General features: G+C 64.1%; 19 protein-coding genes. 4 read left to right on the top strand and 15 right to left on the bottom strand.

The window, feature by feature from the left end; all coding sequences use genetic code 11:
* Window positions 1-58: 58 nt before the first annotated feature.
* From ACDA63_RS16275 to glgB, 3 genes are read right to left on the bottom strand one after another with little or no spacing between them, the layout of a single operon-like run.
* Window positions 59-1,294 carry a glucose-1-phosphate adenylyltransferase gene (locus ACDA63_RS16275; RefSeq protein WP_373664337.1) on the bottom strand — a complete coding sequence of 412 codons (1,236 nt, stop codon included), beginning with the start codon at window positions 1,292-1,294 and terminating at the stop codon, window positions 59-61.
* Window positions 1,291-4,758 carry a maltose alpha-D-glucosyltransferase gene (treS, locus tag ACDA63_RS16270; protein ID WP_373664336.1) on the bottom strand — a complete coding sequence of 1,156 codons (3,468 nt, stop codon included), beginning with the start codon at window positions 4,756-4,758 and terminating at the stop codon, window positions 1,291-1,293. Before treS ends, ACDA63_RS16275 begins: the two co-directional genes overlap by 4 nt.
* Complete coding sequence (gene glgB / locus ACDA63_RS16265) at window positions 4,755-6,710, bottom strand: 1,4-alpha-glucan branching protein GlgB (protein ID WP_373664335.1); 1,956 nt, start codon at window positions 6,708-6,710, stop codon at window positions 4,755-4,757. Before glgB ends, treS begins: the two co-directional genes overlap by 4 nt.
* 433 nt (window positions 6,711-7,143) lie before the next feature.
* Between glgB and ACDA63_RS16260 the strand changes: the two genes are divergently transcribed.
* Both ACDA63_RS16260 and ACDA63_RS16255 read left to right on the top strand, forming a co-directional pair.
* Window positions 7,144-7,554: a response regulator gene (locus ACDA63_RS16260; protein WP_373664334.1), complete on the top strand. Its 411-nt coding sequence runs from the start codon at window positions 7,144-7,146 to the stop codon at window positions 7,552-7,554.
* Window positions 7,551-9,515, top strand: coding sequence for an ATP-binding protein (locus ACDA63_RS16255; protein WP_373664333.1), 1,965 nt, complete (start codon window positions 7,551-7,553; stop codon window positions 9,513-9,515). Before ACDA63_RS16260 ends, ACDA63_RS16255 begins: the two co-directional genes overlap by 4 nt.
* Before the next feature lie 945 nt (window positions 9,516-10,460).
* Here ACDA63_RS16255 and ACDA63_RS16250 read toward each other — a convergent pair.
* The 5 genes from ACDA63_RS16250 to ACDA63_RS16230 form a co-directional block, all read right to left on the bottom strand.
* The gene (locus ACDA63_RS16250; protein WP_373664332.1) at window positions 10,461-11,519 is read right to left on the bottom strand and encodes a PAS domain-containing protein; all 1,059 of its coding nucleotides are present in this window, start codon (window positions 11,517-11,519) and stop codon (window positions 10,461-10,463) included.
* Between the two features lie 44 nt (window positions 11,520-11,563).
* Window positions 11,564-11,755 carry a hypothetical protein gene (locus tag ACDA63_RS16245; RefSeq protein ID WP_373664331.1) on the bottom strand — a complete coding sequence of 64 codons (192 nt, stop codon included), beginning with the start codon at window positions 11,753-11,755 and terminating at the stop codon, window positions 11,564-11,566.
* Between the two features lie 56 nt (window positions 11,756-11,811).
* Window positions 11,812-13,188: a sigma-54-dependent transcriptional regulator gene (locus tag ACDA63_RS16240; RefSeq protein ID WP_373664330.1), complete on the bottom strand. Its 1,377-nt coding sequence runs from the start codon at window positions 13,186-13,188 to the stop codon at window positions 11,812-11,814.
* A gap of 298 nt (window positions 13,189-13,486) precedes the next feature.
* The gene (locus ACDA63_RS16235) at window positions 13,487-13,702 is read right to left on the bottom strand and encodes a hypothetical protein (protein ID WP_373664329.1); all 216 of its coding nucleotides are present in this window, start codon (window positions 13,700-13,702) and stop codon (window positions 13,487-13,489) included.
* A gap of 24 nt (window positions 13,703-13,726) precedes the next feature.
* Window positions 13,727-14,047 (bottom strand): YqjD family protein, encoded by a 321-nt coding sequence (locus ACDA63_RS16230; RefSeq protein WP_373664328.1) that lies wholly within the window; start codon window positions 14,045-14,047, stop codon window positions 13,727-13,729.
* A gap of 269 nt (window positions 14,048-14,316) precedes the next feature.
* Between ACDA63_RS16230 and ACDA63_RS16225 the strand changes: the two genes are divergently transcribed.
* On the top strand, window positions 14,317-15,330 hold the full coding sequence (locus tag ACDA63_RS16225) for a sigma-54 interaction domain-containing protein (protein WP_373664327.1): 1,014 nt from the start codon (window positions 14,317-14,319) through the stop codon (window positions 15,328-15,330).
* On the opposite strand, the gene ACDA63_RS16220 is transcribed toward ACDA63_RS16225, so the two are convergent.
* The 7 genes from ACDA63_RS16220 to ACDA63_RS16190 form a co-directional block, all read right to left on the bottom strand.
* Window positions 15,309-15,614, bottom strand: a complete 306-nt coding sequence (locus ACDA63_RS16220; protein ID WP_373664326.1) for a PQ-loop domain-containing transporter — start codon at window positions 15,612-15,614, stop codon at window positions 15,309-15,311. The genes ACDA63_RS16225 and ACDA63_RS16220 overlap by 22 nt on opposite strands.
* Window positions 15,615-15,681: 67 nt before the next feature.
* Window positions 15,682-16,542 (bottom strand): SDR family oxidoreductase, encoded by an 861-nt coding sequence (locus tag ACDA63_RS16215; RefSeq protein ID WP_373664325.1) that lies wholly within the window; start codon window positions 16,540-16,542, stop codon window positions 15,682-15,684.
* 14 nt (window positions 16,543-16,556) lie between these two features.
* Window positions 16,557-16,787, bottom strand: a complete 231-nt coding sequence (locus ACDA63_RS16210) for a hypothetical protein (RefSeq protein ID WP_373664324.1) — start codon at window positions 16,785-16,787, stop codon at window positions 16,557-16,559.
* Between the two features lie 108 nt (window positions 16,788-16,895).
* Complete coding sequence (locus ACDA63_RS16205) at window positions 16,896-18,149, bottom strand: glycosyltransferase (RefSeq protein ID WP_373664323.1); 1,254 nt, start codon at window positions 18,147-18,149, stop codon at window positions 16,896-16,898.
* A gap of 286 nt (window positions 18,150-18,435) precedes the next feature.
* A complete protein-coding gene (locus ACDA63_RS16200) occupies window positions 18,436-18,885 on the bottom strand; it encodes a PRC-barrel domain-containing protein (protein ID WP_373664322.1) in 450 nt (149 codons plus the stop codon).
* A gap of 125 nt (window positions 18,886-19,010) precedes the next feature.
* The gene (locus tag ACDA63_RS16195; RefSeq protein WP_373664321.1) at window positions 19,011-19,355 is read right to left on the bottom strand and encodes a BON domain-containing protein; all 345 of its coding nucleotides are present in this window, start codon (window positions 19,353-19,355) and stop codon (window positions 19,011-19,013) included.
* A gap of 78 nt (window positions 19,356-19,433) precedes the next feature.
* The gene (locus ACDA63_RS16190; protein WP_373664320.1) at window positions 19,434-20,309 is read right to left on the bottom strand and encodes a BON domain-containing protein; all 876 of its coding nucleotides are present in this window, start codon (window positions 20,307-20,309) and stop codon (window positions 19,434-19,436) included.
* Between the two features lie 513 nt (window positions 20,310-20,822).
* On the opposite strand from ACDA63_RS16190, the gene ACDA63_RS16185 reads away from it, so the two are divergent.
* A complete protein-coding gene (locus ACDA63_RS16185; RefSeq protein WP_373664319.1) occupies window positions 20,823-22,301 on the top strand; it encodes an RNA polymerase factor sigma-54 in 1,479 nt (492 codons plus the stop codon).
* The last annotated feature ends 723 nt before the right edge of the window (window positions 22,302-23,024 follow it).

Here is a 23,024-nt window from a genome sequence, read left to right as displayed (position 1 = left end):
ATACGCTTGCCGCCGTGCGGCGGTCGGTGCGAGGTGGCCGCCGGAGCCACCGCTGAGCCTATTTGCCTTGCGGCGAACCTTCGACCGTGAGCTGGCCACGCCCGATGACGACGATGCCGCTGTCGCTCACATGGAAGCGCTTGCGGTCGGCCGCCATGTCGTAGCCGATACGCTCGCCGGGTGCGATGAAATTGTTCTGATCGATGATGGCGCGGCGCACCTTGGCGCCCCGGCCGATGACCGTGCGCTCCATGACGATGCAGTTGTCGACTTCGGCGTCTTCCTCGACGAGCACGTCGCGCCGCAAGACACTGCGGTTGACCAGCGCACCGCGGATCATGCTGCCGGTGCCCAGCACGCTCTGGCTGATCTTGCCGCTGATGACCTGAGCCGACTCCGACAGCGCCGGACTGGCGAAGATCGGCCACTGCACGTTGGTCATGTGAAACTTGGGCCGCTCGCCCATGGTGTCGAAATGCGCATCGAAATACGCCTCGATGGTGCCAACATCGCGCCAGTAGCCCAGCTCTTCCGACTCGCCCAGACCGGGCACGCGGTTGGTATTGAAGTCGTAGGCCACCACCTTGTGGCTGCGCGTCAGCCGCGGCAACACGTCGCGGCCGAAATCGCTCTCGCCGGAGGCGTGCGCCTGCCGAAGCGACTCCATGAGCAGATCTGTGTTGAAGATGTAGTTGCCCATCGAAGCCAGCGCATAGCCCGGCTTGCCGGGCATCGACGGCGCATGCAGCGGTTTTTCCTCGAAGCGGCGGATGGTGTTCTGCTCGTCGACGTGGATGATGCCGAACGAACTGGCCGCCGTGACGGGCACCGGCAGTGCCGCCACGCTCACATCCGCACCGACCTCGACGTGGTATTCCACCATCTGCCGCACGTCCATGCGGTAGATGTGGTCGGCGCCGAACACCGCCACCAGATCGGGCTTGAAGATATCGATGAGGTGCATGTTCTGGAACACCGAATCGGCGGTGCCCTGGAACCACTCCGGCCCGTAGTGCATCTGCGGCGGCACCACCGTGATGAAGTGCTGCGGGATGAACGGAGTGAGCGTCCACGACTTGCGGATGTGTTCGATCAGCGACTGCGACTTGTATTGCACCAGCAAGTAGATGGCGTTGATCTCTGAGTTGACGAGGTTGCTCAACACGAAATCGACGATACGGTGGCGACCGCCAAACGGAACCGAGGGTTTGGAACGATGCGCCGTCAGCGGGTAGAGACGGTTCCCCTCGCCGCCAGCCATGACGAATGCGAGTACGTTTTTTCCGGCGATCATGATGATTCCTCTAGATCTTCAGTGTGGGGGTGCAACAGATTGAACAGCCCTTCCACCGGCACGCGTGCCTGTGCAGGGCGGTTCTCCAGCTCGAAGCGAATGTGCGCCAGCGCACCGTCCAGCTCGCACAACGCGAGCAGCCGGCGCGACACTTCGGCATCCGCAGGCAGCAACGGGTGCGCGGCGAGCGCCACTTCGTAGGATTCGAGGTAAGCGTGGCGCGCGCTGCGTATCCAGCGCGCGATGGCCGGCGACAGACGCTGGCGGTCTTCGGGCCGCTCGGCGGTGCTGCGATCGAGCGCTGCGATCGCGACGGCATCGAACGAGCGCAACATGCTGCCCACGTCGCGCAGGACCGAACGCTTCATGCGCCGTTCGACGAGCGAACGTGTCGGGTCTCCTTCAAAGTCAACGATGACGAAGTCATGGTCCTGCAACAGCACCTGTCCAAGATCGAAATCGCCATGGATGCGGATGGCAAGGCCCAGCTCATCCGCATCGATCCTGGGCATCCAGGCCCGGATTTCGTCGCCCGCGCTGATGAACCATCGCAGGCTGTCGTGCGCGGCGCCCGTGAGCGCATCGATGCGGCGACGCGCCAGGTCCAGCGTGTCGCCCAGCGCCCGCACCATGCTCTCCTGCCACAGCGCCATCTGCGCGCCCGCCAGCGGCACGGGGTCGAAGGCTTCGTGGTCGATGTCCTTTGCGCGCGCAGCGTCCGCCAGCGCCAGGTGCATTTGCGCTGTACGTTCGCCCAATCGACGGACCAGTGTCAGCCAGGTGACGTGCTGTTCTTCCGGCGAAGGTTCCAGTTCCGAGACCTCGCCCGCCACCGGCGTCCCCAGCGGAAGACTGCGTTCCATGTAGCGGCCGAGGTACTCCACCGTATAGTCACGCAGGGACCCTTGATGGTCGACATAGGCCTGCAATACCGCCAGCGCAACCAGCTCACCCGTGGCGGCGCGATAGTGCAGTGCACCCAGCAAAGGCGCTGTGTACGGGAAGTGGGCGACTTCGGTGAGGTACTTGCCCAGCTCGTACTCCGGCCCGACTCCCCACCGCAGGCGTCGATAGCCCTTGAGCGCCAGCTTGTCGCCGTAATAGACCATGGTGTTGCGCTCTTCCGACGGCGGATGCGTAAAGGGGCCCGGCTGGCGGCCGAGAACGTCGCTGAACGCACTGGTATGCGAGAACTCCAGTTGCCCGTTCTGGAAGGCGTACTGCGCATCTTCCGCCATACCTTCGATGAGACTGCGGCAGAAGGCGTCATCCCAGAACGCGTCATACAGCACGCCCACGCGCGCATGCTGCCGCACGCGGGCCATGGTGCTGCGCGCCAGTGCCTGCGTGCGCTCGTAGTCCTCGTCCTCCCAGGCCAACGATAGCGGCATGGCGTAGGTCTGCTCGACGCCGTCGTGCGTATGCAGGCGCGCGATGGCGAGCAACCAGCGACCGTGCGAGGTGTTCCATTCGCCACGCTCCAGCAGGTGCAGGTCGGCCACGTCGGAACGCTGACCGTTGAACCAGCTATGCGAACCGAGGAAGGATGGCAGCACTTCGTGTTCGAGCTGCTCGCGCACGCGCCGCGCCATCAGCGCGCGCAGTCCACCCGGATCGTCCGACGGGCCGGCCAGCAATGCCTGCAGCCCATCGGGAATCACCAGCACGGGGAAATCCGTTCGGGTGGGACGGTTGTCGTGCCAGTCCGGCCCTTGTTGATCGGTGGTCAGCAGGAACCAGTAGAAGCCCCAGGCCGGCATCGTGAGCAGGTACGGCAGGTCGCCGATGGGCGGAAACGCGGTACGCCCCATCAGTTCCAGCGGAACCCGCCCGGCGAACTCGGAAAGATCGAGTTCCACCGGCTGCGCCGAACGCCCGAGGTTGGCCACGCACAGGATGACTTCTCCGTCGAAGCGGCGCACATAGGCCAGCACCTTGCGGTTGCCGGGGCGAAGGAATTCCAGTTGCCCGCGCCCGAATGCCGGGTACGCCTTGCGCACCGCGATCAATCGGCGCGTCCAGTTGAGCAACGACGAGGCGCTGCGCAACTGGGCTTCGACGTTGACCGACTCATACCCGTATACCGGGTCCATGATCGGCGGCAGGTACAGGCGCTGCGGGTCGGCGCGCGAAAAGCCTGCGTTGCGGTCCGGACTCCACTGCATCGGCGTGCGCACGCCGTCGCGATCGCCCAGATAGAAGTTGTCGCCCATGCCGATCTCGTCGCCGTAATACAGGATCGGCGAACCGATGATCGACATCAGCAGGCTGTTGACCAGCTCGATCTTGCGGATGTTCTGCTCCATCAGCGGAGCGAGCCGACGTCGGATGCCGACGTTGATGCGCATGCGTGGGTCGGTGGCGTAGATGCGGTACATGGCATCGCGCTCGCGCTCGGTGACCATCTCAAGCGTCAGTTCGTCGTGGTTGCGCAGGAAGATCGCCCACTGGCAGTTCTCGGGGATGTCCGGCGTCTGCGACATGATGTCGAGGATCGGGTGCCGGTCCTCTTCCGCCACCGCCATGTAGATACGCGGCATCAGCGGAAAGTGGTAGGCCATGTGGCACTCGTCGCCGTTGCCGAAGTATTCGCGCACGTCTTCCGGCCATTGATTCACCTCGGCCAGGAAGCATTTGTCCGGATACAGGCGATCCAGTTCGGTGCGCAACTGCTTGAGCACCACGTGGGTCTCGGGCAGATTCTCGTTGTTGGTACCGTCGCGTTCGCACAGGTACGGAATCGCGTCCAGACGCATGGCGTCCACGCCCATGTCGAACCAGTAGCGCATCACGCGCATCACTGCGCGCACCACGTTCGGGTTGCCGAAATTCAGGTCGGGCTGGTGCGAGAAGAAGCGATGCCAGTAGTACGCCTTGGCGACCGGGTCCCACGCCCAGTTGGACTGCTCGGTATCGGTGAAGATGATGCGCGTCTCCGGCCACTTCTTGTCCGTATCGCTCCACACGTAGTAGTTGCGCTTGGCCGATCCTGCCGGTGCATGGCGTGCCGCCTGGAACCACGGGTGCTGGTCGGAGGTATGGTTGATGACCAGCTCCGTGACCACCTTCAGCCCGAGGCGATGCGCCTGCCGGATGAAGTTGCGGAAGTCGGCCATCGTGCCGTAGGAGGGGTGGACGTTGCGGTAGTCGGCGATGTCATAGCCGTCGTCGCGCAAGGGCGAAGGATAGAACGGCAGCAGCCACAGCGTGTTGACGCCCAGGTCCTTGATGTATTCGAGCTTTTCGGTGAGCCCGGGAAAATCCCCGATGCCGTCGCCATTGCTGTCGAAGAAAGCCTTGACGTGCAGCTGGTAGATGATGGCGTCCTTGTACCACGTCGGCTCCAGTCCCCATTCCGGTTGCGCGGTCGCCGGTGGGCCCAGTTCCGGCTGCGTGGCGGCCGGATTTTCATGGCGGCCCGACAGCCCGGGATCGGCAAGCGGATTGGTGGCGGGTGCGTTCATTGGGCGCTCTCCAGCAACACGACCGACAGGGGCGGCAAGGTCAGTTCGACGCTGAACGGACGGCCGTGCGCACCGAACTCCTGCGCCGACACGCCGCCGAAATTGCCCATGCCGCTGCCGCCGTACGTGGGCGCATCGCTATTGAGGACTTCGCGCCACCAGCCCGCGTTCGGCACGCCGATGCGGTGCCGCACGCGCGGCACGGTGGTGAAATTGCAGGCCGCGATCACGTTCGGGCCGCCGGCGCGCGGCCGACGCAGCATCACCACAACACTGTTCTCGTGATCGTCGCAGTCGATCCACTCGAAACCTTCACTGGTGAAGTCCACCTCGTACAGCGCGGGCGCGCTCCGGTAATAGCGGTTCAAGTCCGCCACCCAGCGCTGCAGGCCCGCGTGCAGCGGATATTGCAGAACGAACCACTCGAGCACTTCTTCGTGCTGCCACTCGCGGCGCTGGCCAAACTCTCCGCCCATGAACAGAAGCTTCTTGCCCGGATGCGCCCACATGAAGCCGAACATGGCACGCAGGCCGGCGAATTTCTGCCAGTCATCCCCTGGCTGTTTTTCGATGAGCGAACGCTTGCCATAGACCACTTCGTCGTGCGAGAGCGGCAGGACGAAGTTCTCGTTGAAGGCATACCACAGGCTGAAAGTGAGCTCGCCGTGGTGGTAGCGCCGATGGATGCCCTCGCGCGAAAAATACTTGAGCGTGTCGTGCATCCAGCCCATGTTCCATTTGAGCCCGAACCCCAGGCCGCCGAGCCAGGTCGGGCGCGACACGTTGGGCCACGCGGTGGATTCCTCGGCGATGGTCTGAACGTCGGGATGGTCGCGATAGACCGCCGCATTCAGCTCGCGGATGAAGTCGACGGCTTCGAGGTTTTCGCGTCCGCCGTGGCGATTGGGCACCCACTCGCCGGGCTTGCGGGCATAGTCCAGATACAGCATCGACGCCACCGCATCCACACGCAACATGTCGACGTGATACGTCTCCAGCCAGAACAGCGCGCTGCTGATGAGAAAGCCCTTCACCTCGTTGCGGCCGTAGTTGAAGATCGGCGTGTTCCATTCCGGGTGGTAGCCCTGACGCGGATCGGCGTGCTCATACAGGTGCGTGCCGTCGAATTCGTACAGGCCGTGGGCATCGTTGGGGAAGTGCGAAGGCACCCAATCGAGGATCACGCCAATGCCGCGCTGATGCAGCACGTCGACGAAGTACATGAAATCCTGCGGCGTGCCATAGCGCGCCGTCGGAGCAAAGTACGACGTCGTCTGATAACCCCACGATCCGTAGAACGGGTGCTCGGTCACCGGCATGACTTCGACGTGGGTGAAGCCCATCTCGGTGACGTAGTCGGCCAGCTCGTGGGCCAGCTCGCGGTAGTTCAGGAAGCGCCGTCCGTCCCGCCAGCCGCGCCAGGAGCCGAGATGCACCTCGTAGATCGAGATCGGCGCGTCGAGCGCATTGTGCCGCCCCCGATCGCGCATCCAGTCGCCGTCCTGCCAGTCGTAGCCGAGATCCCACACGCGCGATGCGGTGCGCGGCGGCTCTTCCATGCAGAAGGCCAGCGGATCGGCCTTGTCGGATTCGTATCCCCCGACGCGCGAGCGGACGCGGTACTTGTAGCGGTCGCCGTGATGAACCCCGGCGAGCACGCCTTCCCAGATGCCGGAGCCGTCAGGCCGAACCTTCAGGCGGCCTGTCTCGGCGTTCCAGCCATTGAAGTCGCCGATGACGCTGACCGACTCGGCATTGGGTGCCCACACGGAAAAGATCGCCCGCGATTCGGCGTCGTGTGGCACCAGATGGGCGCCAAGGTGTCCGTGCATGTGCTGCAACGCCCCCTGGCGGAACAGATAGATATCGTGGTCGGACAGCAGCGAGCCGGTGCCGGCTGCATGTAGAACCCGTTCGGCATCGCTCGGCCATGGCAGTCCTGCGCGTTCCACCCTTGCCCCCTCCTCACGTGTGACGACGCGCCGCCGGGCGCGCCCCATGGTCCTGGCAATGCGGATGCCGGACGACAAAATGCAAGTGCAGCGTGTACAAATTACAAGCGTCCTCGCGGTATCCGGCGATGTGGGATTCCCCCGATCCGCCTCCTCATCATGACAAATTAGTACGGCGCGGTTGCGTGTGCACGTGCAAAAACCATGCCTCGGGCGGGTTTTCGTTCACACATTGCGAATGCTCAGACAGTGCAGCGCCGCGAACACGAAAGCCATTGCTTCCTCGCACGAAATTGGCCTGCGATTTGCATCGCTGTCGTGCTTCGCCCGTGGCCACCCAGGATCGGGGTCTTATGAAACCGTTGAACACACTTGAGCGCCGTGGTTCCCTTTGGCATGCATCGGCACGACCACGCCCCGTCAAGCGCGAACCATGATGCAGCTCGACACTTCTCAGTCTGAATCGATTTGCCGCGTGCTGCTGGTCGACGATAACGCGGATGCCACCGAAAGCCTGGCCATGCTGCTCGAGCTGGCCGGCTTCGAAACGGCCACCGCCACCAGCGGCCCGCAAGCGCTGCAAGTCGGCGCCGAACAACTGCCGACCGTCGTGCTGCTGGACATCGGCATGCCCGACATGGATGGGTACGAAACCTGTCGACGCATGCGCGCCACGCCCTGGGGCCGGTCCATTCCCATTATCGCCATGACGGGCTGGAGCGAGGATGCCGACCATGCGCGTTCGCGCGAGGCGGGTTTCTCGGCACATCTGGTCAAGCCGGTGGAGCCCGCCGAATTGCTCGACCTGCTCAAGCGGATGCCGGGCTGCGAAAGCGATACATGAGCCCGCATGCCAAGCCCCCGCACCACGGCCGCCCGGCTCCGCTGGGCGACTTTCTGCTGGCGCTCGTGGCCGTCGGCGTGGCCACGTTGATCCGCCAGGCACTGGACTCCCACTTCGGTACGCGCCTGCCCTACGCGGCCTACTACCCCGCCATCGCCGCCGTGTGCTGGATCGGCACCGTGCGCGCGGCATTCCTGTCGGTCGGTCTATCGACGGCCGCCGCATGGATTTTCTTCGTTCAGCCGGAGCCTTCATTCACCCTGCCCGATGGCGAAGCGGCTGCCGGACTCGCGGCGTTCTTCATCACCGGCCTGGCGGTGGCCTTACTGGCCGTCGCGCAGGCACGCGCGCGCGCCAAGATCAGCGTCCTGCACGAACGCGAGCAGGTCCAGCGGGAGTGGCTGGAAGTGACGCTCCAGAGCATCGGTGACGCCGTCATAGCGACCGACGGCGGCGGCAAGGTGCGCTTTCTCAACCCGACCGCAGAAACCCTGACCGGATGGACTGCGGACGACGCCCGCGGCCGCGCGCTGGAAGAAGTATTCGAGATCGTCAACGAGGATACGCGCGAGCCGGCGCTGAGTCCGCACCAGCGTGTGTTGCGCTCCGGCGCCATCGTGGGGCTGAGCAACCACACCCTGCTGGTCGCCCGCGACGGCACCGAAACGCCCATCGGCGACAGCGCCGCGCCGATCTTTCGTAGCGACGGCAGCATCGAAGGCGTGGTGCTCGTCTTCCGCGAGGCACGCAGCGAGCGCGAACGCGAACGCCTGCTGATCGTCGCCCAGGCTGCGCGCGAGCAGGCCGAGGAAGCGACGCGCATGAAGGACGAATTCCTGGCCACCGTCTCGCACGAACTGCGCGGCCCGCTCAACGCCATCATGGGCTGGGCCGAAGCGCTCACGCGGGTGACCGATCCGCAAAGCCTCGCGCGGGGGCTGATGATCATCCAGAACAACGTGCGTGCGCAGGCCCGGCTGGTCGACGACATCCTTGACGTGTCCTCCATCGTGGCCGGCAAGCTGCGGCTCGAACGCGACATCCTCGATCCCGCGCAACTGCTGCGCGAATGCACGGAGAACGTGCGGGCCGTCGCGGAACGGAAAGGCATCCGCCTGACCACCGAACTCGAACCCGAGGCGCGCCTCATGTGGGCGGATGCCAGCCGGCTGCGGCAGGTCTTCGACAACATCTACTCCAATGCCGTGAAGTTCACGCCCACGGGCGGACGTATCCACACCGTCCTGCGCCAGCACGACACCGAGGCGGAGATCAGCTTCACGGATACGGGCAAAGGCATTTCTCCGGAATTCATCGGCTATCTCTTCGACCGCTTCCGCCAGGCCGACGCCTCCATCCGGCGCGCACAGGGCGGTCTCGGCCTGGGGCTGGCCATCGCGCGCAGCATCGTCGAAATCCACGGTGGCCGCATCCAGGCGGAAAGCCGTGGCGAAGGACAAGGCACGACCATCCGACTGTACCTGCCGAGCGATCTCGAACCGTCCGGTGGCGAACGCCGCACTGCATCCGGCACGATCGTCGCGCAGGACCCCGATCGCTTCCACGAACTCGAAGGCGCCAATATCCTCATCGTCGAAGACGACCCAGACATTTCGGAAGCGCTGGCCGCCACCTTCCGCCGCCATGGCTCGACCGTCCGGACCGCGGCCACGGCAATGTCGGCCCTGGACGAATTCAAGCGCGAACCGCCGCAGGCGCTCGTATCGGACATCGGACTGCCACAACGTGACGGTTACTGGATGATGGAAAAGATCCGCCACGCAGAATCACTCGCCGGCATCGCGCCCGTACCGGCGGTGGCGGTGACGGCCTATGGGCGGCCGGAGGATCGCGATCGGGGACGGCGGGCGGGCTTTCAATTGCACCTGGAAAAACCCGTGAGTCCGGATGATGTGGCGGCACATGTAAGCCGGCTCTTGCGGAAGGTTTTGGCGGGCTAGAGGGGGACTGGGATTGCCCCATGGGCGCCCTTTTGCATCCACCTTGGTCTGTCGGCGGCAACCTGACCGGGCTGCGTTGTTCGCCGGCTCGAATGGGGCCGCCGATAGCTTGCACCTTGATATGCGTGGAGTTGGGGCCGCTTCACCCATACGAGTAGCACAAAGCCTAGCGAGATCTTGAATACCGCGTAGGGTGGAAGAGCGAAGCGTCATCCGCCATGAGTTGAACCGGCGCGTTGTTCGACTCGCAACGACGTTCGATTACTGAAAGTACTCACCAAACCCGGGACGGGAGTATCTGGAAAAGGGGCCCTTGCCTTTCCTCCGAACAACCATGCTGACTGATGTCGGCACCCCATTCAGCGTCGCCGAGCAGCACGGGGCGAGAAGGTTGCCCCGCGTAGCGGGGTCGGCGACGACTGTCTGAGGAGCGTAGCGACGAGTTCCACAGCCGCCTTCTCGACCGCGCAGCGCAGGGGATCGGCCGCAGGCCGACGGTCGGAAACCAGAAAGTGACTCGCCCGCCGGGGCGAACTCCCGGCCAACGTACGTCAGCAGTCAAGACCAGGCGCGAACAACCGAGCGCAGGCATGAAGGGCCTTTCAGCTCCACGCGCATGGAATGCAATGTCGGATGACGCTTTCGCTCTTCGGCCCTACGGCCCTTGGCGGCTCAGGGCGCTACCCATAGCTCACACCTCGAACTGCGTGGGGCTAAAGACCCTTCATCGACAGCGTGCTGCTTGATGCGAGTAAGGCGGAAAAGCCAAGCGTCATCCGCCTGTTGCGAGCTGATGTGTTGCTCAGTCAGCAACGACATTCGATTGGTGAAGATGCCTGCCGGCACGCAGGCACCCGGGAACAGGGGTTTTGCCTTTCACGCAATCGTGACCAGCCAGGAACGGCGAAGCGTCAAGCAAGAAAGGGCTCCCACCTTTTGCCTACCTTACCCCCGTTCCTGGCGCGGAAAACTCACCACATACCTCATCCCCTCCGCCGACGTATGCGCCTCGAACGCGCCGTCCTGCAACTGCGTAAGCTTGCGCGCCACCGCCAGATCGAGCCCTCCCGAGCGGATCGGCTCGCCGTCCCCCTGCCGGAAGGGATCGAGCAGGATCGGCAGCAACGCCGGGTCCACACCGCGGCTTTCGTCGGCGATCGTCAGGCGCACCATGTCGCCGACATCCTCTGTCATCACGCACAGCGCCTGCCCGGGCACGCTCGCCTTTACCGCCAGGTGCAGCAGCTTGCCGACGAGCAGTTCGACGCGTTCCGGGTCCGCCTGGATCTTGTCGTGCGCCGCTTGGAGCCTCGTTTCGAGCTTGAGCTGACGCTCTTCGATCTGCTCCCGCAGATGCGTGAGCGCCACGGAGACGGCAGCGTTGAGGGGGATGACCAGCGGGCGCAGGGTGACGCGGTTGGAGAGCACGGTGATGGCGTCCTGCAGATCGTCGAGCAGCACCACCTGTCGGCGCACGCCGTTGCGGATGCCGTCGAGCGCGCGTGTGACGATGGGGGGCGCTTGCGAAATGCGGGATTCGAGCACGTGCATCCAGCTCTGGATGCCATTGAGTGGCGAGCGCAGGTCATGCGAGATGAGCATCATGACCTGTTCGCAGGCACCGGCGATGCGCTCGGAAGCATGCTCGGCCTCATCCTCGCCCAGTTCAGTTGCCACGCTCACGAGTCCACCGAATTCGCCCTGCGCGTCGAACCACGGCGCGCCGCGTTCATTGACCACGCGATAGCCGCCCTCGGCATGGCTCAGGCGGTAGCGCAGACGGTAAGGTGCTGTCTGTGCGAGCGACTCGATGCAGCAGGCCTGCAGGTGGCTCATGTCGTCGGGATGTACGCCGTGCAACCACCCGCCATCGAATTCGCTCGCTTCGTCGCGACCGGTGAAACGCGTCCACGCCGGATTGAAGTACACGGCCTCGCCGGCCGCGTCAGTGACGCGGACCAGCGCAGGCATAAAGGCATAAGCCGACCAGTTCTGTTCAGTCATGCTCACTTGGCGGTAAGCGGTTGGTGTGGGTTCCTCTGTACTGCTCAAGCTGGCTCGCCCGGCGGAATCGGCGGCACTGGCGCCGGATCGGGCGGCGGCTCGCCGGGCTCGGGAGGGGATGGCGGCGGCGGATCGCCTACCGGCGGCACGATGGGGTCTTCCATTGGATCGATGGGCGGATCCGTCACCGGATTGTTGGGCGGAATGATGGCACCCATGGGAAATCGTTGCGACATGGGCGGGACTCCTCTCGGTGTGTATCGATGCATTTGCAGCAACGGGCGTGCCCGCTTCAGGCCAGCGAGCCGGCGGCATCGACGCTGCCGCCCGTGCCCCCGTATTCCTCCAGACGGTTGTAGAGGGTCTTGAGGCTGATACCGAGAATTTCCGCCGCCCGCTTCTTGACGCCGCCGCACTGCTCCAGCGTGGCGAGGATGATCTGCCGGTCCGCCTCGGCCAGCGACGTCCCGACGGGCACCATCAGCATGGTGCCGGCGGTGGCGCGGGCGGGCGAAATATGCAGCGGCACCGAAGCCGTTTCGATGGAGTTTTCCTCGGCCATGATATAGGCGCGCTGCACGTAGTTGCGCAGCTCGCGCACGTTGCCCGGCCAACTGTGAGATGACAGCACTTCGAGCGCCTGCGGCGGAAAGCGCTTCTGCGTGTCGTGCTGCTGGTTGAGCTCGTCGAGAAAGCTCTGTGCCAGCAGTTTGACGTCGTCGCCCCGTTCTCGCAGCGCCGGCAGATGCAGCGGAAACACGTTGAGCCGGTGATACAGGTCGGCACGCAGACGGCCTTCGGCGACGGCTTCTTCGGGATCGCGGTTGGTGGCGGCGATCACCCGCACGTCAGCGGAGATTTCCTTGTTGGTGCCGACCCGCATGAAGAATCCGGTTTCCAGCACGCGCAGCAGTTTCACCTGCAGCTCCATCGGCATCTCAGTGATTTCGTCGAGGAACAGCGTGCCGCCGTCGGCGCGCTCGAAGTAGCCGCGATGCAGGCGGTCCGCCCCCGTGAAACTGCCTCGCTCGTGGCCGAACATTTCGCTTTCGATCAGATTGGGCGAGATCGCGCCGCAGTTGACGGGCAGGAATGCCTGCTTGCGGCGCAGCGACATGTCGTGGATCGATTGGGCGGCCAGCTCCTTGCCGGTGCCGCTCTCGCCGACCAGCAACACGGTGGCACCAGTAGGTGCCACGCGGGCAATCTGGTCATACAGGGTCTGCATCGCCGATGAGTTGCCCAGCATGCGGCCGAAGCGACCGAAGCGGCGCAGTTCGCCGCGCAGCAGACCGATCTCGGCCTTGAGGTCGCCGGTACGCGGCACCCGGTCGAGGATCATCTGCAGCCGCTGGAAATTCACCGGTTTGACAAGATAGTCGGCCGCCCCCTGGCGCAGTGCGTCGACCGCGCTGTCGACACTGGCGTAACCCGTCATCACCACGAGTTCGACCGCGTCGGACGGCTCGAACTCCTGGAACAGGTCGAGCCCCGAGCCGTCCGGCAGCTTCAGGTCGGTCAGGACCACATCGGGAGTGCGGCGGACCAGATGGATTCGCGCTTCGCGCATGTCGGCCGCAGCGTCGATGGTGAACCCTTCCGCGGCAATCAGCTCGGTCAGAGCCGAGCGCGTGTCAGCGTCGTCATCGACGATAAGGGCGTGAGGCATGGATCGGCGGGCTCCTGATGAATTGGGGTGTGCTGCCGGACGTGCCGCGGTGCGCCGGCGCCATGCCAGCGGCGCCACCATTGCAGGTCGGGCCAGCGGCCCGGAAGCACATCACGCGCACCCAGGCACCGGAACAGGCTTATACCGATATCGGCAATCGACTGTATCCGTCAGGAGTATGGTGCCGTGATATGGCGACAGGTTTTGTAGGACAAACTGCGGTCCTGCGAAAGAATCCGCAACGCAGGCTGTGGATATCTTCGGGTCGATGCGCCTGAGCGAACCGACCCGAAAGGGCTCAGGTGCCCGGCACACCATCGAGCGAGCGCAGTCGCCCTTCATCGATGTCCGGGACCGATCCGCCTTCGCCTTCCCACCGATTGAGGGATTGCGGGCCGCCGGACGATGGACGTCCCGCACGCTTTTGACTTGACTGGTGCGCGCAGGACAAATAGGCGATCGCGGCGATCGCACCGACCGCAGCCGCCGTCAGCGTGGAACAGACTCTATTCATGTCCGGCTCCCTTCAGGCGAGTTGTCAGCGACGGCTGACCAGGATGCCGACAACGAATCCGAATGCGGCGGCCAGTCCGACCGCGTTCCATGGATTGTCGTGCACGTAGGCGTCGGCGTTCTGGCTGACCTGGCGGCATTTGTCGCGCGCCGTGGATTCGACTTCGGCGGCCTGCGCCTTGAGCACGTCCAGTTGCGCCTGCAACTGACTGCGCGCCGCGGCCACGCCTTCGCCCGAATAGGCGCCGGCGGCCCGGACGAGTTCTTCGGCGCTGCCGATCAGTTCCTTGAAGTTCTTCGATACGCGGCGCTTGCTTGCCACGAATTGCTCGCTTGCCTCGCTCATGCTCAGGACCTCCCGTAAGTGTCATGTCAGTGTGGATGCAGCTTCTGTGCCATGCCTGGATGCCCGCGCCAGAGCGCGCTGCATTGGGCATCGCTCCCTGTCCGACCTTGCCCTTCGAGGTAAGTTCTACATGCCTTGCCCTGCACTTCCGGGCAGTCGCCATGTCATCCTTTGGACGACAACGGTTCTCCTGCACGCCTCTGCGCCGTATGTCGCCAAAAGGCGTAGGATGAATTTCGATCTGCCAACGAGATACCGCCTTTCCATTCATGCCGACCCTCTCGCCCACTCCCGAGCGCCCCACCGAGCACGCCGTCGCGCGCACCGACGAACAACAGCACTTCGGCGTGCTGTTCGGCGGCTCGCCCGCCATGCGCGAGCTGTATCGCCAGATCGAGCGCGTGGCGCGCACCGATGCGTCGGTCCTGATCATCGGTGAATCCGGGACTGGCAAGGAACTGATCGCCAAGACTATCCATGAGCGCAGCCTGCGGCACGCCAAGCCTTTCATCCCGGTGAACTGTGGAGCCATTCCAGCCACGCTCGTCGAAGCCGAGTTGTTCGGCCATGAAAAAGGCTCGTTCACCGGCGCCATCGCGCAGCACATCGGCTATTTCGAACACGCGTCGACCGGCACCGTCTTTCTCGACGAAGTGACCGAGATGAACGCCGAAATGCAGGTCAAGCTGCTGCGCGTGCTCGAGAGCAACAGCTTCCATCGCGTCGGCGGCACCGACCTGATCAACGTCGACATGCGCATCATCGCCGCCAGCAATCGCGCGCCCGACGTGGCCGTTGCCGAAGGCCATTTCCGCGAAGACCTGCTCTACCGCCTGGCAGTCGTGCTGATCCGCGTGCCGCCCCTGCGCGAACGGGGCGATGACGTCGAATTGCTGGCACGACACTTTCTGGACGAACTGAACCGCAGCGGCAACACCGACAAGGTTTTCTCGCGCCGCGCGCTGGATATCGTGCGCGGCTACCAATGGCCGGGCAATGTGCGCGAACTTCGCAACACCATCCATCGCGCCTACATCATGAGCGACGACCAGGTGGAACTGGCCGACCCGTATGCCAACACCAAGACACGTCGACCGAGCGTGCGCGACGGCCTCATGAGCGTGCCGATCGGCACACCGCTGGCCGATGCGCAGCGCGAGTTCATCTTCGCAACACTCAAGCATTTCGAAGGCGATAAGCGCCAGGCCGCGCGCGCGCTAGGCATCAGTCTCAAGACGCTCTATAACCGCCTCGAAACCTATCAAGGACGCGCCGCCGAGTAAGACGCCGCAGCCGTGGACGATTTTGCTCGGCGCCGGTTGCGCACGTAGATGCATTGACCGATCAGGGCGTTGGCCACCATCAGCGCGTTGGTGAGCACAAAAACCACGTCGCCCGTCGCCACGCTGTAAGCCGTGAATCCGCTGGATGCCGCAAGCTGACCGACGAACAGCCAGCGCGATACGCCCTGGGTTGAGCCCGAGCGCCATTGCGTAATGACCTGCCGCACCATCGTCGCCAGCAGAATGCATGCGCTTCCCCACCCGATCAGGTTAGCCGCGCTCATGGTCGGCCCCGCTCGCTACCGGGTCGACAGGCTACGCGCGGCGCAGGCATGCATTGATTCCCGCGCGTCATCCGTTGACGACTTCGCCACCGTTGGGATGCAGCACCTGTCCGCTCATGTAGCTGGAATCCTCACACGCGAGGAAAACGAAACAGGGCGCGATCTCTGCGGGTTGACCGGGACGCTTCATCGGCGTGTTGCCGCCAAAGCTGGCGACCTCTTCGGCCGTGAATGTCGATGGAATGAGCGGCGTCCACACAGGCCCTGGCGCGACCGCGTTGACGCGGATGCCCTTGGGCACCAATTGGTGCGACAAGGATCGCGTGAAAGCCACGATCGCACCTTTTGAAGCGGCATAGTCCAGCAGTTTCGGATTGCCGCGATACGCCGTCACGGACGCCGTATTGATGATCGATGCGCCCTCCCGCAAATGCGGCAATGCCGCCTGCGTAAGGTAGAACATCGAGAAGACATTGGTGCGGAAGGTGTTTTCGAGTTGCTCTGCGTCGATCTCTTCGATCGACTTCTGGGGATGCTGTTCGCCAGCGTTGTTGACCAGCACGTCGATCTTGCCAAAAGCTTCGAGCGTCTGCTCGATCACCTCCGACGCGAATGCCGTGTCGCCCATGTCGCCCGCGAGCCGCAGGCAACGCGCGCCTTCGGCTTCGACCATGCGGACAGTCTCGCTCGCGTCCTCTTCCTCTTCGAGATAGACGATGGCGACCTGCGCACCCTCGCGCGCAAAAGCCACGGCCACGGCCCGCCCGATTCCGCTGTCTCCGCCGGTGATGATCGCCACCTTGCCGTCGAGCTTGCCGCGCGCACGGTCGCTGCGCGGCTCACTCTGCGGCGCCGGCGTCATCTCCGATTCACTGCCCGGTCGATGCGATTGATGTTGTGGCGGATTGATGGTTTCGCTCGTTGTCATCGGTCGGCCCGCCATCAGTGGTGCGAGCGGCCGCCGTGACTGGTCTTGCCCGATGCGCGCCGGTTGCCGACCTGGCTACGCGACACACCGGCCTTCTTGAGCGAAATCGCCACCGCCTGCTTGACCGCGCGCTTCTTGCTCGGCGGATGGCTCGCGCCGATCTTGCCTTCGTCCTCATACTCATGGACGAGCGTCTTGATGTTCTTGCTGATGGTTTCTCTGCTCTTACCGGATTTCAAAGGCATGGTGACTCTCCTGTCATGCAAGCGGGCCTGGTGGCCCCATGCCATGCTCGCCGCAGATTCCGTGCCCGCGCTCCTGATGTCGGGCGCAGGGCATGGATTCAATCACTCTCACACCGCCACATTGATGGCGCTCGCACTGGGTTGCGAAGCACGTTCGCGCCGGACCGGCGCTGCAGCCACGCGAGCGTACAAACCCATCAGGCGGCGCGCGACATCCGCCGCGGCAAAGCGCTCGCGTGCGCGCAAGCGCGCGGCGGTGCCCAGTGCGAAGCGATGCAGGGGATCCTGTGCCAGCACGAAAAGCCGCTCGGCCAGCGCGTCCGGATGATCGGGCGCCACCGAGTAACCCGTCTCGCCCTCCACCACCATGCTGCCGGCATGCTCAGCGGACATCGCCAGAACAGGCACGCCGCAGCTCATTGCGCGCAAGGTGCCGGCTCCCGCGCGGCCGCTGGGCCCAGCGACGTAGACGTCGGCTGCGCTGAACAGGATTTGCAGCTCGCGTTGTGTCTGCCATGGCTGCACGAAGACCTGGTCCTCCACCTGCAACTCGGCCGCCAGTGCCAGCAAACGGTCGACCTCCTGCCCGTTGACGACCGAGACGAACCGCGAGACCGGCATTGCCAGACACAAGCGCGCGTCGATGTGGAAAGTACGGCGCAGCGCCGCAATGGCCCGCACCATGTCCTCGACGCCGACAAGCGATCCACCCACCATGTGCAATGCCATGAAGTCGCGTACCGGCCAGTGCAGTGCATCGCGCGCCGCAGCGCGCACGTCCGGCCCGAACGCGTCGGCGTCGATGCCGTACGGCATCTGGACTACGCGGTCGCGCTCGGCGCCGCACACTGTTACCAGGTCGTCGGCCGACTGTAGGTCCTGGGCGACAAGCACGTCGGCACGGGCAACTAGCGACTTCTGGATGGCGATACGCTCCTGGCGGCGGACCTGTGCGCTGTCCCCCAGGACGCGCTGCGTCTTGGCGACGCTGGGAATGGCCGCCACCAGCGGCAGATTCAGCGTCTGCTGCAACTGCATGCCGATCCACCCGGACGCGCTGCCCTGCGCATGAACGAGGTCGTAGGGCCGTCGCTCATTGCCGACAAAATCGACTACGAAATCCGCGAACTCATTGAGTACGGTCTGTGACTCGCAGTCGCAACTGCTCACGGGGACATTGATCACCCGCACGCCCGCGTACGGCTCGGTGACCACGTTATCCTGCGGATCGCGCCGGCAGGTGAATACGTCGATCCTGCAACCAAGGGCCGCCAGATGGGACAGGGGTGCGCCGACTTCAATGTCGCCGTCGATGTCGAACGGAGCGTGGCGGGCGCTGATGAATGCAATCTTGGTGCTCATCTTTGAGTCCTTTTGTGCGTCGTTTCGGGGGGATGCCGTAGCAAGAGACCGCTATGAATGCAGGGACCGTGCCCACGGGGCCGGAAACGCGAAAACCGCGCGGCAACCGCAGAAATGACAGCATTCGCGGGCGCGTGCACCCGTTGTATCGCGCGCGAATCACTTGCCACGCTGCAATTCGTACACGCGATGTGCGATCTGTGCCGATGGCCCGCCGAATGGAAAAACGCCCATCCCCGCCTTTGGCAGGGGACGGGCGTGGTCGCCTTTCAGTGCTGAGCCGCGCTCAAGGCAGCGGCGAGTCCCAGTACGGCGAACGGTTGTAATACTGATGCACTTCCTGCGCCCAGCTTGCGTCGGCCATTGAAGGCCAGTGATCCTTGTCGAATCCCGGTGCGTCGCGGAAGCGATCCTTTTCGACGTCGAGCACGAAACACTTCTGATCGGCGTCCATGGTCAGCGCGCTCCATGGAATGGCGTGCAGGGTGTCGCCCATGCCAAGGAAGCCGCCCGACGACAGGACCGCGTAGGCGATGCGCCCATGCGGCACATCGAGCATGATGTCCTGGATCTTGCCGAGCTTGTCGCCCTCCAGGTTCACCACTTCATCGCCTTCGAGAGTGTCGGCGGCCATGATCTCGGGACCAGGCCCCGACAAGTTCTCGCGACCGCCGACGATATTGGCGCCCCGCGTGCCCATTCCTGTCGAGTCGTAGGAACCAGAACTGATTGCCATGATGCGTACTCCTTTCCAGATGCTTGTGTCATTTCGTGATGCTTGGGATGCGAGTCGTCGAAACGCCGCTCGATGCCGCTCACGCGGTATTCCGAGCAACCCGCATGCCCGTCGAACGCTCGCCCTCAGTTGGCCTTGAGGCGCAGGTCGTTCTGCACCGCCTGCACGCCGCTGATGTTGCGTGCGATCTCGCCGGCGCGGCTGATCTCTGTCTGCGTGGCGACTTCGCCGCTCAGATTGACCACGCCGTGGGTGGTCTCGACCTTGATCTCATGCGCCTTCGTCGTGCTGTCCTTGGCGAGTGCTGCCTTCACCTTGGTCGTCACGGCCGAGTCATCGACGTACTGCACCGTCTTGTCCTTGGCGCTCTCCATCTTCTGCGTGGTGCTCGTGTCACCGGCGGCCAGCGCGACACCGGAACCGCCGACAAAGAGGGCAACCATCATGCTGTGAATCAGGGTCTTTTTCATGGGTGATCTCCTTCTCTTCTATGGATGGACCTCGATGAGGTCCCTGGCACGGAAAAAACGGGAAATGTCCCGTCCTGGCTACTTCTTCCTGTCGGGCAACGCACTGGCGTCGCCCTGCGTGGAGGCCGACGAAGCGCCGATCGAAGTCGGCCCGCCGGCGGCGTCGCTTGCGAGCGAGGCAGCGGCTTGCGAGCGCGATGCGCCCAGCCCTTCGCTGACCTGCTCGCTGACGCGCGACATGCTCTGGCTTTCTTCAAACGATCCCTGTCGTGCAATACGTACACGGTTGTCGATCTCGCGCACACCCCAGCTTTCGTCCACCACGTCTTCGATGGCGTGCTTGCTGCGGCGGTCGGGCACCGTGCCCTCGAGCGTGACCTTGCCGTCCTGCACCGTGACGCTGACGTCGCTCACGTCGAGGTGGTGCGCAAAGGTCAGGCGTTCGCAGATGTCCTCGCGCAAGCGATCGTCCGAACGCGTGTAACCCTTGGGTCCCTTGCGCTCTCGCGCCTGAGAACCGCGCTCCAGCCCTGCGCCCGCGTAATGGGTGCGCGTCTGGTAGGCGTCCTGCCAATCCTGCCCGCCGGCACCGCGCTGGTCGGATCGACGGAAATCGCCCTGTTGGCCGCGGACCCACTGGTCGTAGCTCATATCGCTGCGCTCATCGAACGTGTCGGGCATGAAGCTCGACTGGCTGGCGCGCGTCACTCGCCCCGCATCACGAAAGTCCGGCGCACGTTCAAAGCCGCCGAATGCCGCTTCGTAATGGCTGCGCTCGCGCGATTGCGTAGGACGGTGGCGCTGCTGACTCTCATACCGATCGCGCAGTTCGTTCGATCGCATCTCTCGTTCGCGCTCGCGACGCCACGCTTCGGAACGCGCATCCGGACGGAAACCCTCTGGATTGGATTCCGTGGCGAAAGCATCGTCCTGTCCCACGTAGCCGCCGGACATCGGGTACTCGGGGCGGTCTCTGCCACGTCCGTATTCCGAGGATTGCCGCCCCTCTGCGGGGGATGCGTATTCGTGCCGGGAGAGAGGATCTCGGCCCCATGCCCTGTCCTCGCCCGAGCGTGTCCGGGTGTCTTCGCGATCCTGCGGATCTTGCGGGTAACGCTGTGGATAGCCGGGATATTGGCTCGCCATTTTTGCCTCCTGTATCTGTCGGTGTCGGAGACGAAACGCGCGATGCAATGTCGTGCGACATCGTCAGGGAAGTCGACGCAAGTCGCATGCCGCGGTAGGAGGTCGTCGTGTCTGGAGGGCGCCATCGGCGCGTAGACGTGCCGCGTAAAACTTACACCGGGCGGGTCAGATGTGCAGCGAAACAGCGCCACGGGCGAGGTTTTCGCGCCCTGCACGCGGACACCGTTCTGCCCGCAGGCCGCATGCCCGCGCCGCTGTCGGGAAAGTGGCACAGCCCTCGCTAGTGCAGCTCAACGATACCAATGAGACGGAGCCTCCGACATGCAACCCACCCTCGATCTGCGCGCCAAGCAGCACATGTCCCTGACCCCACGGCTGCAACAGTCCGTCAAGCTCTTGCAGCTTTCGTCGCTCGAATTCATTCAGGAGCTGCGTGATGCACTGGTCACCAATCCTTTCCTGGAAGAAGACGAGCAGGTCGGCGAAGAAACGCCCGTCAACGGCGATGGATCGCTCGATGCGGCGTACGCACCCATCGATTCGGAGACTGTCGCGGCACCCGCCCCGGAAGCAGAGGTTGACGACGCCGCGGCGGGTCCCGAGTCCAACGATTTCGATCTCGAACCGATGGAGGAAGTGACCGCGTCGCGCAAGCACGACGGCACCGAACGTACCAGCGACTTCACCGAATGGATGAGCGAATCGCCCAACCTGCGCGAACATCTCTACCAGGAGTTGCGAGCCTATCGCCTGTCGGAGCGCGACCGTGCGCTCGCCGTGCTGATCATCGATTCGCTCGACGACGACGGATACCTGCGCGACAGCCTCGAAGAACTTGCCGCGCTGGTGGTCGACGAGGTCAACGCCGACGGCGAGGCCGTCGAACTGGATGAATTACAGGCAGCGTTGCATCTCGTACAGAGCATGGAACCGGTGGGCGTAGGCGCGCGCAATCTGTCCGAATGCCTGGCACTGCAACTGGCCGCAATGCCGGAAAAGGACCGCATCCATGCCCTGGCGACATGCATCGTGCAACATCACCTCGGCCGGCTCGCCGCGCGCGACAGTGTCGAACTGCGCCGCAACCTGGAGTGCGACTCGCAGGAACTTCAAGCGGCCTTCGCGCTGATCAGGAAGCTCGAACCGCGCCCCGGAGCGGCATTCAACGCGCAACTGGCCGATTACATCGTGCCGGACGTGATCGTGCACAAGAGCCACGGCAAATGGATCGCATCAGCCAATCCTGCACTCATGCCGCGCGCCCGTCTGAACAAGACCTACGCACAGATGTTCCAGCGCGCGCAATGCGCCGATCGCGCCCCGCTTGCGCAGCAGTTGCAGGAGGCGCACTGGCTGTTGCGCAATGCCGAGCAGCGTTTCGTCACCATCCAGCGCGTGGCCCAGGCCATCGTCACGCGGCAGCGCACGTTCTTCGATTACGGGGACGTCGCGCTCAAACCGCTCGTGCTGCGGCAGATCGCCGACGAACTCGGCATCCATGAATCCACGGTCTCGCGCGCGACGAGCAACAAGTACATGGCCACGCCGCGCGGCATCTTTGAATTCCGCCATTTCTTCTCACGCGAACTCGCAACGGACACGGGCGGCAAATGTTCAGCGGCGGCGATTCGCGCGCTGTTGAAGGAGATGATCGAAGCCGAGCCGGCCGATGCGCCGTTGTCCGATGTGTCGCTCACGCAGATGCTTGCCGATCAGGGCGTGATCGTGGCGCGGAGGACGGTTTCGAAGTATCGGGGGATGATGAAGGTGGCGCCTGCGGAACTCAGGCGGCAGGTTTGATCGGGTCAATTCATGCGCGACCGCATGTGCTCGCTGGTCGGGGTTAGCGGCGGCGATAGCTTCGACTGCTGATGCCCGACGGCCGGGAGTTCGCCCCGGCGGGCGAGTAACTTCTTTGTTATCGACAAAGAAGTCACCAAGAAAGCGACCCCTGCATCGCCGCCAGCCTGCGGCTGGTCCCCTGCGCTACTCGTCAAGTCAGGCGGCTGCGGAACTCGTCGCTAACGCTCCTCAGACAGTCCTCGCCGACGGCTTCGCCGCAACCTGACTTGCCTGCGTTGCTCGGCGGCTCAAAAGGGGCCGGCCATAGCAAACACCTCGAAGTGCATGGAGCTAGAGCCTCTTCATTGTGTGTGGCGCACCGTGCGTGTACCGCAAAGCGCATGCAACAAGCGCAGTGAGGTTTCAGATGTTGCGGTAGTGCGTCGGACTAAGAAGCGAAGCGCCATCCGCCACACTCGAACTATTGGCGTCGTTCGATCAGCAACGACGTTTGATTGGCGAGAGCGCCAGCGGAAACACAAGCATTCAGAAACAGGGGCTTTTGCTGTTCGTCTGAACAACCATGCTGCGTGATGTGGGCTCCCCATTCAGCGTCGCCGAGCAGCACAGGGCGAGAAGGTTGCCCCGCGCAGCGGGGTCGGCGAGGACTGTCTGAGGAGCGTAGCGACGAACGCCGCACTGCCTTCTCGGCCGCGCAGCGCAGGGGATCGGCCGCAGGCC

It is taken from the genome of Uliginosibacterium sp. sgz301328, assembly GCF_041807905.1.
In the GTDB taxonomy this organism is placed as follows: domain Bacteria; phylum Pseudomonadota; class Gammaproteobacteria; order Burkholderiales; family Rhodocyclaceae; genus JBGVSA01.
The sequence above is the reverse complement of the archived record's forward strand: the minus strand, read 5'-3'. Positions and strand labels throughout refer to the sequence as shown.

Excerpts from the sequence above, each read along its gene's own strand:
- ACDA63_RS16275 (WP_373664337.1), bottom strand. The coding sequence starts at position 1,294 with ATGATCGCCGGAAAAAACGTACTCGCATTCGTCATGGCTGGCGGCGAG.
- treS (WP_373664336.1), bottom strand. The coding sequence starts at position 4,758 with ATGAACGCACCCGCCACCAATCCGCTTGCCGATCCCGGGCTGTCGGGC.
- ACDA63_RS16260 (WP_373664334.1), top strand. The coding sequence starts at position 7,144 with ATGATGCAGCTCGACACTTCTCAGTCTGAATCGATTTGCCGCGTGCTG.
- ACDA63_RS16255 (WP_373664333.1), top strand. The coding sequence starts at position 7,551 with ATGAGCCCGCATGCCAAGCCCCCGCACCACGGCCGCCCGGCTCCGCTG.
- ACDA63_RS16250 (WP_373664332.1), bottom strand. The coding sequence starts at position 11,519 with ATGACTGAACAGAACTGGTCGGCTTATGCCTTTATGCCTGCGCTGGTC.
- ACDA63_RS16245 (WP_373664331.1), bottom strand. The coding sequence starts at position 11,755 with ATGTCGCAACGATTTCCCATGGGTGCCATCATTCCGCCCAACAATCCG.
- ACDA63_RS16240 (WP_373664330.1), bottom strand. The coding sequence starts at position 13,188 with ATGCCTCACGCCCTTATCGTCGATGACGACGCTGACACGCGCTCGGCT.
- ACDA63_RS16235 (WP_373664329.1), bottom strand. The coding sequence starts at position 13,702 with ATGAATAGAGTCTGTTCCACGCTGACGGCGGCTGCGGTCGGTGCGATC.
- ACDA63_RS16230 (WP_373664328.1), bottom strand. The coding sequence starts at position 14,047 with ATGAGCGAGGCAAGCGAGCAATTCGTGGCAAGCAAGCGCCGCGTATCG.
- ACDA63_RS16225 (WP_373664327.1), top strand. The coding sequence starts at position 14,317 with ATGCCGACCCTCTCGCCCACTCCCGAGCGCCCCACCGAGCACGCCGTC.
- ACDA63_RS16220 (WP_373664326.1), bottom strand. The coding sequence starts at position 15,614 with ATGAGCGCGGCTAACCTGATCGGGTGGGGAAGCGCATGCATTCTGCTG.
- ACDA63_RS16215 (WP_373664325.1), bottom strand. The coding sequence starts at position 16,542 with ATGACAACGAGCGAAACCATCAATCCGCCACAACATCAATCGCATCGA.
- ACDA63_RS16210 (WP_373664324.1), bottom strand. The coding sequence starts at position 16,787 with ATGCCTTTGAAATCCGGTAAGAGCAGAGAAACCATCAGCAAGAACATC.
- ACDA63_RS16205 (WP_373664323.1), bottom strand. The coding sequence starts at position 18,149 with ATGAGCACCAAGATTGCATTCATCAGCGCCCGCCACGCTCCGTTCGAC.
- ACDA63_RS16200 (WP_373664322.1), bottom strand. The coding sequence starts at position 18,885 with ATGGCAATCAGTTCTGGTTCCTACGACTCGACAGGAATGGGCACGCGG.
- ACDA63_RS16195 (WP_373664321.1), bottom strand. The coding sequence starts at position 19,355 with ATGAAAAAGACCCTGATTCACAGCATGATGGTTGCCCTCTTTGTCGGC.
- ACDA63_RS16190 (WP_373664320.1), bottom strand. The coding sequence starts at position 20,309 with ATGTCCGGCGGCTACGTGGGACAGGACGATGCTTTCGCCACGGAATCC.
- ACDA63_RS16185 (WP_373664319.1), top strand. The coding sequence starts at position 20,823 with ATGCAACCCACCCTCGATCTGCGCGCCAAGCAGCACATGTCCCTGACC.